Source organism: Sedimentibacter saalensis (assembly GCF_007830175.1).
Classification (GTDB): domain Bacteria; phylum Bacillota; class Clostridia; order Tissierellales; family Sedimentibacteraceae; genus Sedimentibacter; species Sedimentibacter saalensis.
This window is the reverse complement of record NZ_VLKH01000001.1, coordinates 617,290-634,096: the sequence shown is the minus strand read 5'-3', so window position 1 is coordinate 634,096 and position 16,807 is coordinate 617,290. Positions and strand designations below refer to the sequence as shown.

Genomic DNA, 16,807 nt, shown 5'->3' with positions numbered 1-16,807 from the left:
AAATGACGGAGCAGCAGCTCTTGTAATCATGAGCAAAGAAAAAGCGGATGAGCTTGGGCTCAAATATTTGTGCGAAATAGCAGGATATGGCTCAGCAGGAGTTGATCCGAAAATAATGGGTATAGGACCTGTTCCTGCAACTAAAAAAGCTCTTGCTAAAGCAGGCTGGACAATTGAAGACATTGAACTTGCAGAAGCAAATGAAGCATTTGCATCACAGGCATGTGCAGTTGTAAGAGATTTGGGATTAAGTGAAGACATTACAAACGTAAACGGCGGAGCAATAGCACTTGGACATCCAATCGGAGCTTCAGGAGCAAGAATTCTTATATCATTGATTTACGAGATGCAAAAAAGAGATGCTAAAAAAGGTCTCGCAACATTGTGCATAGGCGGCGGAATGGGAACTGCCATGTTGGTTCAAAGATAATAATAGCAGAATTGCTGCAGAGGAGTTAATCTCCTCTGCAGATTAATTAAATATATTAAATAGAGAGGATGATATTCTTGATTAACAAAATTATTTCAGTCAAAGAAGCTGCTGAAAAAGTTCAGGACGGCATGACTATTATGGTTGGAGGATTCCTTGCAAACGGAACCCCAGAAAACTTGATAGACGCTATTGTAAAAAATAACGTTAAAAATTTAACACTAATTTGCAATGATACCGGTTTTCCTGACAAAGGTGTTGGTAAAATGGTTGTAAATAAACAGTTCAAAAAAATTATTGCATCACATGTTGGTACAAACCCTGAAACAGCAAACCAGATGAATTCAGGAGAAACTGAAGTTGTTCTTACACCTCAGGGAACTCTTGCAGAAAAAGTAAGATGCGGCGGCAACGGACTTGGAGGATTCTACACACCTACAGGAATTGGAACTGAAGCTGAAATCGGAAAAGAAAAGAAAGTCATAGATGGACAGGAATATATATTTGAACTTCCATTGAAAGCAGACGTAGCTTTGTTGAAAGCTTCTGTAGTAGATAAAAAAGGAAACATGGTTTTTGCCAAGACTACTAAAAACTTCAATCCATTGATGGCTACTGCAGCAAAAGTTGTAATTGTTGAAGCAGACAAAATAGTAGAAGTTGGAGAAATTGATCAGGACCGCGTTATGTGTTCCGGAATTTTTGTTGATTACATTGTAGGAGGCGACAAATAATGGATGCAAAAGAAATTATAGCAAGAAGAGTTGCTCAGTTGTTGAAAGACGGAGACGTTGTTAACTTAGGTATTGGACTTCCTACAATGGTAGCAAATTATATACCTGAAGATATAGATATTACATTCCAGTCAGAAAACGGATTTTTAGGCCTTGGACCTGCTCCTCAAAAAGGAGAAGAAGACTGGGAACTTGTTAATGCCGGCGGAATGCCTTCCACAATTCTTCCAGGAGGAATGTTCTTTGACAGTGCTACATCATTTGGAATAATCCGTGGCGGACACGTTGATGCAACAGTACTGGGAGCAATGGAAGTAGATGAAAAGGGAAGCCTTGCAAACTGGAAAATACCAGGCAAGATGGTTCCTGGAATGGGCGGAGCAATGGACCTTGTAGTTGGTGCAAACACAGTTATAATTGCAATGGTTCACACACAAAAAGGTCAGCCAAAAATATTGAAACAATGCACTCTTCCTTTGACAGCTAAAGAACAGGTTAACTATATAGTAACAGAAATGGCTCTTTTGAAAGTTACAAAAGACGGACTTCTTCTTGAAGAATTAGGACCTGATGCTACAGTTGAAGATGTTATTGCAGCAACAGAAGCAAAAGTTATAGTATCTCCAAACGTTAAAAAATACAACTTTGCATAATTAATATAAAAAAAAACTGCCGACCGGCAGTTTTTTAATTTTCGCATTCAAACTTATATCCAATTTTTCTTACGGTTACTATTTTTTTGCCGCACTCACCTATTTTGGATCGCAAACATTTTATATGTGTGTCAACAGTCCTGTCGTCTCCGAAATAGTCCCAGTCCCAGACTGTTGATAGTATCTGTGACCTGCTTAAAACTATGTTTTTGTTCTGAAGCAGATAGTATAGAAGATCAAACTCCTTTGGCGTGAGCACAGCTCTTTCTCCATCAATTAGTACAATTCTTTCTCTGTATTTAACAATTATTCCTCCAGCCTCAATGTCCTGCATGCTGTTTTGTGATGTTCTTTTCAAAAGATTTTTTACTCTTGCCATTAGAATTCTCGGACTGAAAGGTTTTGAAATGTATTCATCTGCACCGGAATTAAAACCTGTTATTTCATCGGTCTCAGTGTCTCTTGCAGTCAGCATCAATATGGGAATATCAGAATTGTTTCTAATATGAGATGCAACCTCATATCCGTCCTTTTTGGGCATCATTACATCAAGAATGACAAGTGAAAAATCCATTTCAGCGTCAAACTTTGCAATAGCTTCTGCTCCGTCAGCAGCCTCTGCAACATGAAATCCTTCTTTAACAAGATAACTTGTAACAAGTTTTCTTATGTTATCTTCATCCTCAGCCAGCAATATTTTAATATCCATATTAATCCTCCATTTCAAAATTCATTTCAACATTTTCAAGCTCAAACCAGAACTCAACACCGTCATCTACATTTCCTACTCCGTATTTTTCACCGTGCATATCCATAACTGCTTTAACTATTGCAAGACCTAAGCCGTAGCTTCCCATGTTTTTCCTGGATTTGTCGGCTCTGTAGAAACTTAAGAAAATATTTTCTATGTCTTCATCTTCAATGTGCTTGCCTGTATTAAATACTTTTATCCTGCACTTGTTTTCATGAACCAATGTTGAAACCTTCACTGTTCCCCCATCATTGCAGTACTTGATGGCATTTTCGTAAAGGTTTTGAAAAACCTGTTCTATCCTGAAATAATCTGCAAAAACAATGCTGTCATCACATATGTCTTGTTCCACATTCAGATTTTTTTCATCTGCAATTATTGAATTTTTCTTTACAGCATCTTTAATTATTTCATTTATGCTGAAGTTGGATTTTTCAAGTTTGATTATCCCTCCCTCAAGCTGGGAGAGCTTCAGAAGTTCCTGGACAAACTCAGACATCTTCCTTCCTTCGTTTATAATTATGTTCAAATAATCTAATTTAGTTTGTTCATCTATGTCATCCATGTCAAGCAATGCTTCAGAGTAGCTCATAATAAGCGTAAGGGGAGTTTTGAAGTCATGAGACACATTGGCTATGAGCTGCTTTGTCATTTTGTCTGCCTTTTCTTGTTTTATAAGATCATCCTTTAGCTTTGTCACATATTCCTGCAGTCTATCTGCCATGTTGTTAATGCTCGATGATAAAAGTCCTATTTCATCTTTTGACAGCACATCACACCTTTGAGAAAAATTCAAATTTGCAATTTTATCTGCAGTCTGCTGTATTTGCCTTATGGGTTTTGTTGTTTTATCTGCTATTACATATATGATGGCAGCACCTGCCAGAAGCGTGAATATTGAAAAATACGTTGTATATTTTATTGCTGAGTCGGAGATGTCCTTTATGAACTGCTTCGGTGTCTGCATCAGAATATATTTGTTGTCTTCCATTTTTGCCAAAATTGAAATATTTTCAGGTCTTTTATCATTTTCCTCCTCGCTGTTTTCAATGAAGTACTTATTGTTATCAAGGCTTTGAAAGGCACCATCACTGTAAAGTTTTTCAATCAAGCGCACAATTTCGTTGTCAAAGGGGTTTGTGGAAAAATATTTCTGTCTGGAAAAATATTCGATTTCACCGGTTCCGTCTTCAGTATCCAAAGTGAACAAACATATGGTCATGTTCTGCATTTCGTAACTGATTATTTCTTCGATTATCTTGTCTTTATCTCCCGACTTATATAATGAAGTTATGCTGTCAATCCCGCTTTTTAAATTTTTAATTTTATCGTTTGTATAAAGTTTGCCGAACATAGTGTTGCCAAGTATAGCTGACAAAATCACGTTGAATACCAGCACACACAGTATTACCAGAAACAGTTTGTTTTTTAAACTGAATTTAACCTTCATTTTTTTCTCCAGTATATTCGTATTTTATATTAACAATAATATAGCACAAATGTGATAGACAAGTGAAGTTTTTTACGTTTCAGCAAATATTTTATTGTAGTAAGAGCAATAAAAAAACAGGATTAACCTGTTTTTTTAGGGGAGAAATTCTATGAAAATTGATTTTTTTATAAATCTGCCGGTTTAGTCTTAAGTGTCATATTTACTTTTTGTTCATTGCCGTTTCTTATGAATGTTACTTCCACATTGTCGTCATTTTTGTACTCATACAAGTTTCTTTTCAAATCAGACATGCTTTCAATTTTGTCACCGTCAATTGCTGTAATAACATCTCCAGGCTCAAGCCCGGAAACTGTAGCAGGTGAATTAGCCATTGTTTCTATGATGACAACACCGTACTCTGCTGCAACATCAACACCCAGAGCCTTTTCATATGTTTCTACATCCACTCCTGTGATGCCCACATACACTGTTGAAAATGAGCCGTCATTTTTTATTTGTTCAATAATAGGTTTTGCGATGTTTATTGGAATTGAAAATCCCAATCCCTCAGCTGTGCTCATTTTGGCTGTGTTTATACCTATTACCTGCCCTTTTGCATTAAACAATGGACCGCCGCTATTTCCTGAATTTATTGAAGCATCAGTCTGAATCAATGGTTCAATAACTGTTCCGTCTTCAAATGCTATTGATCTGTTAAGTCCGCTTATTATACCCTGTGTAACTGTTCTTTCAAGGTCCAGTGTCATAGGATTTCCTATTGCCAGGTCAAGCGTAGTGTCATACCACAATACTTCTCCAACTTCAGTTGTACCGTCAATCAATGAAACTGTTATGTTTTCATACTTGCCGTCACCAATTACATGGGCATTTGTAACAATGTATCCATTTGGATCAACTATGAATCCGGAACCCATGCTTTGTGATTTTTGAGTTTGTGGTCCAAAAAATGTGTTGTATTGCTGCACAACATCTGTTGTAATACCAACTACTGTTTTTTGAGTTTTTTCTGCAACCGCTGCTGCAAAATATGTGTCATCAGATAAATTTATGTTTATATCCTGAGCCGTAATTCCTGTTTTTTCGCCGTTCTTGCTGCCTGCTATGTTCAGTTGGCTTGTTGCAATATATCCACCTGAAAGGCCTCCTATAAGTGCAGCAACCAAGGCAACAGCCACATATCCGAAAAATGATTTTCTTTTACTTTTTTTCTTAGGCTTTGGTTCATCGTATGACGGCATTACAAAATTAATGTCATTATATTGTTTTTCATTATTGTTTAATTCTCTGTTTTCATTGTTTTCATTCAATTCACTTTCATTGAATGTGTTTCTTTCATTTTCGTCCATAATATTTCCTCCTATATTACTTAAATATTTTATATTGCTATGTTACCCGTGTAATGTGATAGAACTGTGAATATTATGTAAATTTTATATGAAGATATTTTATTCTTCCACTTTCTTCATATATTATCATCATTTTCTTTACTGAAACTTAAATTATATTAATTTCAAAAAACAAAAATAGCACGTGAGTGCTATTCATACTTTTGTCAAACACAATACACATACTGTAGGGGCGGGTCTGTGCACGCCCGCATTGTTGATTCAATAATTCTGATATATCTTCGGGAGGACAGTAGTCCTCCCCTACAACCCGTAATTTCAAATTCATGGTGAGATGTCAATTTATCGATTCATAAGTGCTATTTAAATTACACATTTAATCATACTGTTTTTTTTGAATTATTTATGTCTTTTGGTCAATTCAGCCTTTAAGTCGTCCATAGTTACACCTTCGCTTACCATGAGCACCATAGAATGATAAATCAAGTCGCACATTTCATAAACAAGCTCATCCTTGTTTTTATTTTTTGCTCCTATTATAACTTCGCTTGTTTCTTCCCCAACCTTTTTAAGTATTTTGTCAAGGCCTTTGTCAAACAGATAATTTGTATATGAACCTTCCTTTGGATTGTCTCTTCTGTCAATAATCTGATTGTAAAGACGGTTTAAAATTGCCTGATCTGTTACATTGTCTTCGAAAACCTTGTTGAAAAAGCATGAGTAAGCACCTGTATGGCATGCATTTCCAATTTGTTCGACCTTCATAAGAATTGCATCAGCATCGCAGTCATAATAAAGGCCCTTCAAATTCTGCCAATGACCTGAAGTTTCTCCTTTTCTCCAGAGGCTTTGCCTGCTTCTTGAATAATAGCATGCTCTTTTTTCATTTAAAGTTATTTCAAGAGACTCCTTGTTCATGTATGCAACCATCAAGACTTCATTTGTAATGTAATCCTGTGCTACAGCCACAACGATCCCCTTATCATCAAATTTAACTTCATTTAATAAATTTTCCATTTCATGTCCTTCTTTCAATAATTAATTTCATTCCTTTAACTTTCTTAAAATGATTAAAATTTAAATTTTTAAGACTTAGCGCTATTTTGTGGAATTGTACGAAGTAGAAAAAATGTCTTGGCACACTTAGCGTAGCGGATGTGTGCCTTTGTTTTTCGGATTGACGTTACAATTCCCAAAATGTTAGCAGGAAGAAAAATATAAATTTCAACTATATTCTTACTTCAACACCATTTTCCTTCAGGTATTTCTTCAAATCACTTATTTTTATTTCTCCGAAGTGAAACACCGAAGCAGCTAGAATTCCATCAGCATCTGCATATTTTACAGCTTGTAGAAAATGTTCCATCTTTCCTGCTCCTCCTGACGCAATCACAGGAACATTGACTGCATCAGTGATTTTTTTTAAAAGCTCCAGGTCATAACCATTTTTCATACCATCTTCATCAATGCTGTTTACAACAATTTCTCCTGCTCCAAGCTCAACACCCTTCACAGCCCACTGAACTGCGTCAAGAGTTGTTTTTTCTCTTCCACCCTTCACATACACGCTCCATGAACCTTCTTCGTTTTTCTTGGCATCTATGGACAACACAACGCACTGATTTCCAAATCTTTCAGCTGCTTCCTTTATGAGATTTGGATTTCTTACAGCAGACGAATTTACTGATACTTTGTCTGCACCGCTTCTCAGGATGAACTTAAAATCATCAATAGTGGAGACTCCTCCCCCCACAGAAAAAGGAATATTTATTTCATGAGCAACCTTTTTTACAAATTCAAGGGATGTCTTTCTTTCTTCATTTGAAGCTGTTATATCATAAAAAACAAGTTCGTCTGCTCCGGAATCGCTGTAATACTTTCCTAGTCTAGCCGGATCATCAACATCCTGTATGTCTTTAAAATTTTTACCCTTTACCACCCTTCCGTTTCTAACATCCAGGCAGGGTATTATTCTACGTGCAAGCATATTTACCTCCTTCTTTTGCTTAAGAATTAATTTAGGTTGACGACTAATTAACTTTGGATCTCGTCATTCTGAGAGAACAGCCCGAAGAATCTCATGCCTTCTATAAAGATGAGATCCTTCACTAACGTTCAGGATGACATAATCGGGATTTCAATAGTCTGAATTAGTTCTCATTCTTAACTCTTAATTCTTAATTGCTTTTAATGCTTCGTTGAAATCAAGCTTGTTGTCGTAAAGAGCCTTTCCTATTATTGCTCCATACATGTTCATGCTGTCTAGTCTTTTTATGTCATCAATTGATGTGACCCCTCCTGAAGCTATAATATTAAGTTTTGTCTTTCTGGAAAGTTCTTCATAAATTTCAAAATTAGGCCCTGACAGCATTCCGTCTTTTGAAATGTCAGTGTAAACCAAAGTACTGATGCCTATGCTTTCAAGAAATTTGCATATTTCTATGGAATCCACATTTCCTACGTCCTGCCATCCTCTTGTGGCAACCTTGCCCTTGAAGGCATCAATTGAAACTGCCAGATGCTCCTTGTAAATAGACGCAAGTTCAGTTAACAATTCCTGATTTTCTATTGCCATGGTTCCAACTATTGCTCTTTCAACACCTATATCAATGAGGTTTTTGATTCTTTCGCTGTTTCTTATTCCTCCGCCTGTCTGCATGGGTATTTTAATTGATTTTGCTATTTTTTCTATGGATTTTCTGTTATTGAATCCTTCATCCTTGGCTCCGTCAAGGTCCACCACATGAAGATATTCTGCTCCCAGGCTCTCCCATTTTTTAGCCATGTCAACCGGGTCATCTGAATATACATTCATCAGTTCAAATTTACCCTGGGTGAGCCTCACGCACTTGTTGTCCTTTATGTCTATTGCCGGAAATAATATCATATTTTATTGACAGTAGTCACTGTCCTCTCCTTTTATTTTTCTATGATTTCTTTATATGCTTTAAGTATATTTTGTCCTGTTTCACCGCTTTTTTCAGGATGGAACTGAATTCCGTAAACATTGTTTTTCCTCACAATGGCAGGAACCATTTTTTCATAGTCTGAATATGCCACAAGTTCTTGATTGTCTGAAACAGCGTAGTATGAATGAACAAAGTATACATACTCATCTTCTTTGATGTACTTTAAAATTGGATCCTGTTTGTTGAATTTTAAATTGTTCCATCCCATGTGGGGAACTTTCAAATTTACATCCAGGTATTCAATGTCACCCTTAATAAGGCCCAGGCCATCATATTCACCGTATTCATAACCCTTTTCATATAAAAGCTGCATTCCCAGGCATATTCCTATGAGATATTTTCCTTTGGCAACCTCTTCTTTTATTACAGCGCTTAAACCTGATTCATCAAGAAGCTTTATAGCATCTCTGAATGCTCCTACTCCAGGAAGAATGAGGGATTTTGCATTTCTTAAGTCTTCAGTTTTGCTGCTTATTTTTACGTCTACTCCAAGTTTTTCAAATGCTCTTTCAACAGAAGCAAGATTTCCCATTCCGTAATCAATTATTACATGCATTACAAGGCCCCCTTTGTGGACATACAATTTTCTGAAGTGATTCGGCTTGCAGTCTTGAGAGCCCTTCCAAATCCCTTGAACACAGCTTCAATTTTATGGTGGTCATTTTCTCCGTAAAGAACTTCAATGTGAAGAGTAGAAAAAGAATTGTTCACAAAACCTTTGAAAAATTCCTTGAAATCCTCCACAGCCATATTCCCCAGCATATTTCTTCCAAATTGAACATTGTAAACAAGTGTGGGTCTGCCGCTTAAATCAACAGCAACTCTTGCCAGTGATTCATCCATGGGAAGAAACATGAAACCGTAGCGTTCAATTCCTTTTTTATCACCCAGGGCAATTTTAAAGGCTTCTCCCAATGCAATTCCTATGTCTTCAGCTGTGTGGTGTGAATCAACATCCAAGTCTCCTGTGCATTTAATCTTAAGATCAAATCCGCCATGAAATCCAAACAGCATGAGCATGTGGTTTAAAAATCCTATTCCTGTATCAATGTCAGTCTTTCCGCTTCCATCAACATCAAGCTCGACATTTATTTCAGTTTCATACGTCTTTCTTTTTACAGTGCTTTTTCTCATTGATTTCCTCCCATTATACTTTTTATTTCTTCTACAAGTATTTCATTTTCTTCCTTTGTTCCTATTGTTATGCGGTTGAAAACTTCTCCCCCGTAATTGAATTTTCTGATAAGAACTCCACAGTCCATGAGTTTTTCAAATAAGTTTTCCACAGGAGCTTTAACAAATATGAAATTTGCACCGCTTTCATACACGGTAAAATCAAGCTTCCTGAGAGTAAAACTCAGTTCCTGCCTCAATTTTTTGACTCCTTCAATGTAAGATTTAACTCTTTCAATGTTGTCAAGTGCCTGTTCAGCAGCATACTGAGACAAAATGTTGATGTTGTATGGAACCTTAACCTTCCAAACATATTTTATAGTTTCTTCCTTTGCAATCATTGCACCAACCCTAAGGCCTGCCAGGCCGAATGCCTTGGAAAGAGTGCGCATAACTATTAAATTTTCATAATTGTCAACCAGATCTACAACTGAGTTTTCTGAGAAATCCACATATGCTTCATCTAAAATTATCAAAGAATCCTTAACATTTTCAAGAAGCTTTATAACTTCGGTCCTTGTGTACATGAATCCTGTTGGATTGTTTGGGTTGCACAATATTACTATTTTAGTCTTGTTTTCTGTTGCCTCCTTTATAAGCTTATCAATATTCTGTGTAAAATCCTTTTCTGAAGGAATTCCAATGTACTCAGCCCCGCAAAGATCACAGTAAGTCTGGTACATGCTGAATGAAGGAACAAAGCTCATAACTTTTTCACCCTTGTCACAAAAGGCATTAATAACCATGTTTATCATTTCACTTGAGCCGTTGCCCACCATTATGTTTTCTGCTCTGCAGCCATAATACACGGCCATCTTTTCCCTTAATACCCTGGAGTCGCTGTCAGGATAAAGATTTGGCTGAAAATTTTCTATTTTGAATCCATCTTGCAGGAGGTAGTTGCTTCCTTCATTTGCATCAAGCTTCACTCTGTACGGAATGTCATTTACGAAATAAGCCTGAAGTTTTTCTACGCTTGGTTTTAATTTGATCATATTTTCTCCTTCATAATCCTGTTATTTTAATACATGAACTACGCATATTCATAATTTTTTAAAGTTTTCTGATTTTTACCGCATTGGCATGTCCTGTGAGTCCTTCGTTTTCTGCAAAGCGCACTATGTCATCTTTGTTTTCTTTCAATGCTTCCCTGCTGTAATAAATGAGAGATGTTTTTTTTATAAAATCATCTACTGAAAGAGCAGATGAAAACTTGGCAGTGGAGCTGGTGGGAAGAGTGTGGTTTGGTCCTGCAAAGTAATCTCCCACAGGTTCAGGAGTATATTCTCCCAAAAATATTGCTCCTGCATTTTTAATGCTCTTGTAAAGTTCAAAGCAGTTTGAAGTGAGAAGCTCAAGGTGCTCAGGAGCTATTTCATTTGCCAGGTCAATGCACTGCTTCATGCTGTCAGCAATGAGTATTGCTCCGTGATTGTTTATGGACTTTTCAATTATTTCGCTTCTTTCCAGTTGTTTTATCTGCCTGTCAAGTTCCTTTGAAACCTTTTCTGCAAGTGAAAGAGAATATGTTATCAATACAGAAGCTGCCATTTCATCATGCTCAGCCTGTGAAATCATGTCTGCTGCTATGTAAGCAGGATTTGCCTTGTCATCAGCAACAATAAGAATTTCACTGGGACCAGCTATCATGTCTATTCCAACAAAGCCGGACACTCTTCTTTTTGCTGCTGCTACAAATATGTTGCCTGGCCCTGTTATTTTATACACCCTTGGTATTGACTGTGTTCCAAAGGCAAGAGCCGCAATTCCCTGAGCTCCGCCAACCTTGAATATTCTGTCAACTCCTGAAAGAGAAGCTGCAACCAATATTGAATCTTTTATCTTTCCGTCTTTTTGAGGAGGCGTAATCATTATTATTTCTTCCACACCGGCTATTTTTGCAGGAATTGCATTCATAAGCACTGTTGAAGGATATGCTGCTTTTCCTCCGGGCACATATATGCCTGCTTTTTCTATGGGATTTATGAGCTGCCCTAAAAGAATATCTTTTCCTTCAGGCTTGAACTGGTAGCCTTTCCTCTTCTGGTTCATGTGGTATGTATATATATTTTCCTTGGCTTTTTTTATTGTTTCAAGAAGCTCAGGGTCAATTGTTGAAAAAGCTTCTTCGATTTCTTCAGGGGATACTTCAAGATTTTCAATATTTACACCGTCAAATTCCAACGTGTATTTTTTAAGAGCAACATCCTTGTTTATTCTTACATTTTCCAGTATTTCGTCCACTGTTTCATACACGTTGTTGTAGTCCTGGGCATTTCTTTTTTGAAGATCTTCTATAAAATCGGATATGTTTTCTTCTTTAATTATTTTCACCATATTTTTCATCCTCTTTTCTAATGAGTTCAATTATTTCCTTTATTTCTTTTCTCTTGAACTTGTAGCTTATTTTATTTGATATGACCATTGCCGTAATGGGGTACATGTCTTCAAATACTTCAAGACCGTTGGCTTTTAATGTATTTCCTGTTTCAACTATGTCCACTATTACATCTGAAAGCCCAAGTATGGGAGCAAGCTCTATGGAACCATTAAGTTTAATTATTTTTATTTTTTGTCCCTTGCTGTTGAAATATTTTTTTGCGGTTTCAGGAAACTTTGTTGCAACTTTTATTATGGTGTCGTCCTTGAATATTTTCTTTCCCTTTATTCCGGCTACTGAAATTTTACATTTTCCTATATTCATTTTGTATAGCTCGTAAATGTCAGCGCTGTTTTCCATTATCATGTCTTTTCCTGAAATTCCAATGTCTGCAACTCCGTTTTCAACATATGTTATAATGTCTGAATTCTTAAGAAGCATAAAGCGCAAGTTTCTTTGTTCATCATCGAAAACAAGTTTTCTTGATTTTTCATCGATGGATTCTCCTATTCCTGCAGCCTTTAACATTTCTATGGCCTGGCTTCCCAGTCTTCCCTTTGGTATTGCTATTGTTAAACTCATTACTGCTCCTCCTTGTAAAGAACTTTTATAAGTTCATCCAGTTCAACAGTAAAACCCATGGCAGGAATTTTGTATCCGTACTGCTCTGTGAATGAATCGTATCTTCCGCCCTTGATGATGGCCTTGTTTGAACCTTCTATGTATCCCCTGAATATTGTTCCATCGTAGTAGGAAAGTTCAGAAACCATGGAAAGGTCGTATGTTATTTTGTCTGTGATGTTTTTCATGTAATTGTCAATTTTCTTAAGTTCATCAAGCCCCTGCTTCATAAGATCGTTCATGTAAAGCCCTTTCAGTTCCTCGGTTATTTCATCAAATGTTCCTTCAAGGTCAAATATGTTTAAAAGTGTGCTCATGGGTTCCCTGTAAGGAAGCTTTGATAAATAATCCTTCAGCTCCTGTCTGTTTTTAAGATACAAAATATCCAGTATATTTTCATAATCTTCTTTTTTAAAGGAACAGGACTGCATTATTCCTTTTAAAAATTTGCTGTTTCCTATTTCAAACAAGTAATTGCTGCTGTACTTGGCAATTATTCTTGCAGATGTATTGAGTATATTTTCATCGGTGAAGTGATTTTTTTCTCCGATTATTTCAACTCCCATTTCCCTGTTTTCCTTAATTCCTACTCCGTTGTGCTTGTATGTCTTGCCGTAGTAGAAAATTTTAAGCAGTGAACTCATTTCCCACCTTGGCATAAATTTATTTACTATTCCTGTTGTAATGTCAGGAGTAAGGATTAAAATTTCACTGTTGTTGTCAAGAAGCTTCACGGTTGATTTTTTGTCTATTCTTGAATTAACTCCTATAAAATCATCATATCCTTCAAATATGGATGGTTCTATGTTCATATATCCTTCATCGAATAAAAAGTTCTCAATATCTTTTCTAAGCACATACATTTTTTGAAAAAATTTCATTTCATCTTCAATATTTAAAAAATTCATAAATCCTCCTTGAGATTTGGGTTTAACCTATTTTATATTGCTGTTTGCTTTGACCTACCGCGACTTACTTTGGTTATCGCAGGGCATATCGCAGTTTCGTTCACCAATTTATCAGCTCCTTACGGTCGCATAAATTGGGAACTCATTGCGTTTGACCTACCAACCATTCTTGCTTCGCTATCGCTCGCAACAATGGGGTTAGGGCATAATAAAAGCCGCTTGACTTATATCAAGCGGCTTACGTCTCATTTATCTACCACAGATACAAGTCTAAATTCTAAACGACGAATAGAGCTTGTAACTGTGAATTTTCAAATTCACTTACAAACTCTGTATCTATGATGATGCAATTGTACGAATGTTGTGCATAATAATTTATTTTTCATATCACACCTCTAATAATTATTCCGATTATACTCCCATAAATATTAATTGTCAATAATACTTTTACATTTTTCTTAATAAAATATAAAATATGAAACGGTAAAAATCACATTGACTTATTATTGTGCCGTTGTTATAGTTAAATTAAGGAAAAAGAGGTGTTGACATGATTGAAAAAATATTAAATTTTAGCCCCTTGACTTTGGCTCTTTTGGGAACAACCTTCACATTTCTGGCTACAGCTGCCGGAGCATCAATGGTTTATCTCATGAAAAAAGATGTGAATCCAAAAGTGCAGCATGCCTTCCTGGGATTTGCTGCAGGTGTTATGATTGCAGCCTCTGTGTGGTCACTTTTAATACCGGCCATAGAAATGGCTGAGGAACAAGGTGTAACAGGCTGGATACCCGCTGCAGGCGGATTTGTAATTGGCGGAGTTTTCTTGTTTTTGCTTGATAAAATCCTTCCTCACCTTCACATTGATCAGGATAAGCCTGAAGGAATGAAAAGTTCATTTAAACGTACCACCATGCTTGTCTTGGCTGTAACACTACACAATATTCCTGAAGGAATGGCTGTTGGTTTGTCATTCGGACTTGCAGGACATATTAACTCACAGCCTGCACTTATGAGCGCCTTTGCCCTTGCTATTGGAATGGGAATTCAAAATTTTCCTGAAGGAGCAGCAATTTCATTGCCTCTGCAAAATGAGGGATTTTCAAAGAATAAGTCTTTTGTTTATGGAGCACTCTCGGGAATAGTTGAACCTATTGCCGGAGTTACAGGAGCACTGCTTGTATACAAAGTTGCCGGAATTATGCCATGGATGCTTGCATTTGCTGCAGGAGCCATGATTTATGTTGTTGTGGAAGAACTCATACCAGAATCACAGGCTGTTGAACATTCTCATGCAGGAACTATAGGAACAATGCTTGGATTTTTAATAATGATGGTACTTGATGTTGCGTTGGGGTAATAAAAAAGATGACTATTTCATCTCAGGCTACTGACAAACACCGACGCTGTCATCCTGAACGATAGTGAAGGATCTCATCTTTATTATAAAAATGAGATTCTTCGGGCTAAGCCCTCAGAATGACAACGTCGTAAGTTACTTTGTTATCAACCTAAGATGACTATGTCATCTTATTTTTATATTGCTTATTCATCTGCTTACCTTTACCAGGTATTTCTTCACCATGTGTGAAGGATGGTATGACTGCTTTGCTTTTCTAAGTCCTTCATTTCCGGTGTCTTCCTGCCTGTTCACAAAAATCGTGTCTGAAAAACTTTCGGTCAGAAATTTCTTGTTTAAAAATGCATAAACCCCTTTGAAAGTTGTCTCTCCTCTTTCAACATGTATTACAGCCAATCTGTCATTGACTCTTTCCCCAACTGCAAAACCGGCAAGCTCCCCATCTACGTATATTGCTATTGACTGTAGATCAAAAAAATGAAGCTCCCTGAACAAATCCTTTATTGCGTCTATTTCCATAAGCATTTCCTTGTCTACTGTAACAGCAACTTCCTCATGCCACTTGTGAAGAAGGTTCATGCAATCATTTATAACCTGCTGGTTGTCGATTTTTTTTATTTCATAACTATATGATTTTTCAAAACTGTTAACATGATTTTTTTTGCCGTGGTACTTCTTGCCCTTAAGCTCTATTAAATCCTGAGTACTGTACACATATTCGAAATCATCAACATCCTCAACTGCTTCAATTTTGAAATCAGTGTATTTTTTTAAATCCTCCAGGAAATTTTCATCCACATCCCCGAACAAATAATCCCTGTCTGTAAAATCAGCATTTCGTTCAAGGAGTTCATCAACTATACTGATTAAATTTTCTTTTTTATAGCCATAGGGCTGAGCGTAAAATGTTCCTTTTCCTTCTTCATTTTTTTCTATTACAAGAGCATTGTCTATTATGGCATATTTAACATTGTTCAGCTTTCTCCACATATAAAGCGATGAAAATAAATATTCATATGAATCCAGCAGATTTTTATCAACATATTTTTCGATTATTTCCTTGTCATCTAATGCAAGGCATTTGAAACTTAAAATGTCAATCATCTCCTATACTATGTGCTAATGCACATTTAATAATCAATTATTTCATACACTATAGTACCACATTTGAAAAAATTTTCAACTATTGCTTGTTTATTTTTTAAAGTGACTTGACAATATGAAGTTACTATGATATGTTTATGTAAAACAATCCAGGAGGTTCCATTGGGAAGATTAGATTTTGCTAATGTAAGTTTTTTGCTTGTGTTTATGGAAGGTTTATTGTCATTTTTTTCTCCTTGCGTACTTCCGCTAATACCGGTGTACATAAGTTATCTGGCAGGGAACGGAAAAATAACAGGAGAAGATGGAATCATATATTACCAGCGAAAAAAAGTATTTGTAAATACATTATTTTTTACAGCAGGAATATCAAGCGTATTTTTTCTCCTTGGTCTTTCATTTTCAGCTCTGGGCACATTCTTCAACCAGCACAGAATGCTGTTCAGCCGCATTGGCGGAGCAATAATAATTATAATGGGACTTGTGCAGCTTGATATAATACATCTTGATTTTCTTAAAATGGAAAAGAGATTTCACCTGGAGCTTGAAACAGGCAAAATGAATCCCATAGTTGCATATGTGATGGGATTTACATTCAGTTTTGCATGGACACCATGTGTGGGACCTGCTCTTTCTTCAGTGTTAATTCTTGCATCCAGCACAGGAAGCTCTATTTTTGGAAATATGCTTGTACTTGTTTACTCGTTAGGCTTTGTAATACCATTTATAATTCTTGGTATGTTTACGTCGGAAGCTCTGAACTTCTTCAAGGAAAAAAGAAAATTAGTTAAGTATACAATTAAAATCGGCGGTATCATTCTTATAATAATTGGTATAATGACTTTTACAGGAACATTTTCTACACTCAGCAGATACCTGGCATTTTAAATACATTATATAATAAATAATGCTAATAATTATTTAT

The 16,807-nt window shown here is 36.3% G+C and carries 18 protein-coding genes; 5 read left to right on the top strand and 13 right to left on the bottom strand.

Annotation, left to right across the window (positions count from 1 at the left end; genetic code table 11):
• The 3 genes from LY60_RS02930 to LY60_RS02920 form a co-directional block, all read left to right on the top strand.
• A partial coding sequence (locus LY60_RS02930) for an acetyl-CoA C-acetyltransferase (protein ID WP_484346119.1) occupies positions 1–430 on the top strand: 430 nt, incomplete at its 5' end.
• A gap of 80 nt (positions 431–510) precedes the next feature.
• Positions 511–1,164, top strand: a complete 654-nt coding sequence (locus LY60_RS02925; RefSeq protein ID WP_040582253.1) for a CoA transferase subunit A — start codon at positions 511–513, stop codon at positions 1,162–1,164.
• Positions 1,164–1,817: a 3-oxoacid CoA-transferase subunit B gene (locus tag LY60_RS02920; protein WP_145079714.1), complete on the top strand. Its 654-nt coding sequence runs from the start codon at positions 1,164–1,166 to the stop codon at positions 1,815–1,817. Before LY60_RS02925 ends, LY60_RS02920 begins: the two co-directional genes overlap by 1 nt.
• Before the next feature lie 34 nt (positions 1,818–1,851).
• Here LY60_RS02920 and LY60_RS02915 read toward each other — a convergent pair whose 3' ends face one another.
• From LY60_RS02915 to LY60_RS02860, 12 genes are all read right to left on the bottom strand, one after another.
• Positions 1,852–2,526 carry a response regulator transcription factor gene (locus LY60_RS02915; protein WP_145079712.1) on the bottom strand — a complete coding sequence of 225 codons (675 nt, stop codon included), beginning with the start codon at positions 2,524–2,526 and terminating at the stop codon, positions 1,852–1,854.
• A gap of 1 nt (position 2,527) precedes the next feature.
• Entirely contained in the window at positions 2,528–4,018 is a 1,491-nt protein-coding gene (locus LY60_RS02910; protein WP_145079709.1) for a HAMP domain-containing sensor histidine kinase, read from the bottom strand.
• 167 nt (positions 4,019–4,185) lie between these two features.
• Positions 4,186–5,367 carry a S1C family serine protease gene (locus LY60_RS02905; RefSeq protein ID WP_145079706.1) on the bottom strand — a complete coding sequence of 394 codons (1,182 nt, stop codon included), beginning with the start codon at positions 5,365–5,367 and terminating at the stop codon, positions 4,186–4,188.
• Positions 5,368–5,766: 399 nt separating this feature from the next.
• Entirely contained in the window at positions 5,767–6,384 is a 618-nt protein-coding gene (gene hisIE / locus LY60_RS02900) for a bifunctional phosphoribosyl-AMP cyclohydrolase/phosphoribosyl-ATP diphosphatase HisIE (RefSeq protein WP_145079703.1), read from the bottom strand.
• Between the two features lie 211 nt (positions 6,385–6,595).
• The gene (gene hisF / locus LY60_RS02895) at positions 6,596–7,354 is read right to left on the bottom strand and encodes an imidazole glycerol phosphate synthase subunit HisF (protein WP_145079700.1); all 759 of its coding nucleotides are present in this window, start codon (positions 7,352–7,354) and stop codon (positions 6,596–6,598) included.
• Between the two features lie 183 nt (positions 7,355–7,537).
• Complete coding sequence (gene hisA / locus LY60_RS02890; RefSeq protein WP_145079697.1) at positions 7,538–8,254, bottom strand: 1-(5-phosphoribosyl)-5-[(5-phosphoribosylamino)methylideneamino]imidazole-4-carboxamide isomerase; 717 nt, start codon at positions 8,252–8,254, stop codon at positions 7,538–7,540.
• Positions 8,255–8,286: 32 nt separating this feature from the next.
• Positions 8,287–8,892, bottom strand: a complete 606-nt coding sequence (gene hisH, locus LY60_RS02885) for an imidazole glycerol phosphate synthase subunit HisH (RefSeq protein WP_145079694.1) — start codon at positions 8,890–8,892, stop codon at positions 8,287–8,289.
• Positions 8,892–9,470 carry an imidazoleglycerol-phosphate dehydratase HisB gene (gene hisB / locus LY60_RS02880; RefSeq protein ID WP_145079691.1) on the bottom strand — a complete coding sequence of 193 codons (579 nt, stop codon included), beginning with the start codon at positions 9,468–9,470 and terminating at the stop codon, positions 8,892–8,894. The genes hisH and hisB overlap by 1 nt, the downstream gene beginning before the upstream one ends.
• Positions 9,467–10,504: a histidinol-phosphate transaminase gene (gene hisC / locus LY60_RS02875; RefSeq protein WP_145079688.1), complete on the bottom strand. Its 1,038-nt coding sequence runs from the start codon at positions 10,502–10,504 to the stop codon at positions 9,467–9,469. The genes hisB and hisC overlap by 4 nt, the downstream gene beginning before the upstream one ends.
• Positions 10,505–10,562: 58 nt before the next feature.
• Complete coding sequence (gene hisD / locus LY60_RS02870) at positions 10,563–11,846, bottom strand: histidinol dehydrogenase (RefSeq protein WP_145079683.1); 1,284 nt, start codon at positions 11,844–11,846, stop codon at positions 10,563–10,565.
• On the bottom strand, positions 11,830–12,471 hold the full coding sequence (gene hisG / locus LY60_RS02865) for an ATP phosphoribosyltransferase (protein WP_145079681.1): 642 nt from the start codon (positions 12,469–12,471) through the stop codon (positions 11,830–11,832). Before hisG ends, hisD begins: the two co-directional genes overlap by 17 nt.
• Complete coding sequence (locus LY60_RS02860; RefSeq protein WP_145079678.1) at positions 12,471–13,418, bottom strand: ATP phosphoribosyltransferase regulatory subunit; 948 nt, start codon at positions 13,416–13,418, stop codon at positions 12,471–12,473. The genes hisG and LY60_RS02860 overlap by 1 nt, the downstream gene beginning before the upstream one ends.
• 550 nt (positions 13,419–13,968) lie before the next feature.
• Between LY60_RS02860 and LY60_RS02855 the strand changes: the two genes are divergently transcribed.
• On the top strand, positions 13,969–14,778 hold the full coding sequence (locus LY60_RS02855; RefSeq protein WP_145079675.1) for a ZIP family metal transporter: 810 nt from the start codon (positions 13,969–13,971) through the stop codon (positions 14,776–14,778).
• A 189-nt stretch (positions 14,779–14,967) separates the two neighbouring features.
• On the opposite strand, the gene LY60_RS02850 is transcribed toward LY60_RS02855, so the two are convergent.
• Positions 14,968–15,882 carry a DUF2156 domain-containing protein gene (locus LY60_RS02850; protein ID WP_145079672.1) on the bottom strand — a complete coding sequence of 305 codons (915 nt, stop codon included), beginning with the start codon at positions 15,880–15,882 and terminating at the stop codon, positions 14,968–14,970.
• Between the two features lie 162 nt (positions 15,883–16,044).
• Between LY60_RS02850 and LY60_RS02845 the strand changes: the two genes are divergently transcribed.
• Positions 16,045–16,770, top strand: a complete 726-nt coding sequence (locus LY60_RS02845) for a cytochrome c biogenesis CcdA family protein (RefSeq protein ID WP_170226086.1) — start codon at positions 16,045–16,047, stop codon at positions 16,768–16,770.
• The last annotated feature ends 37 nt before the right edge of the window (positions 16,771–16,807 follow it).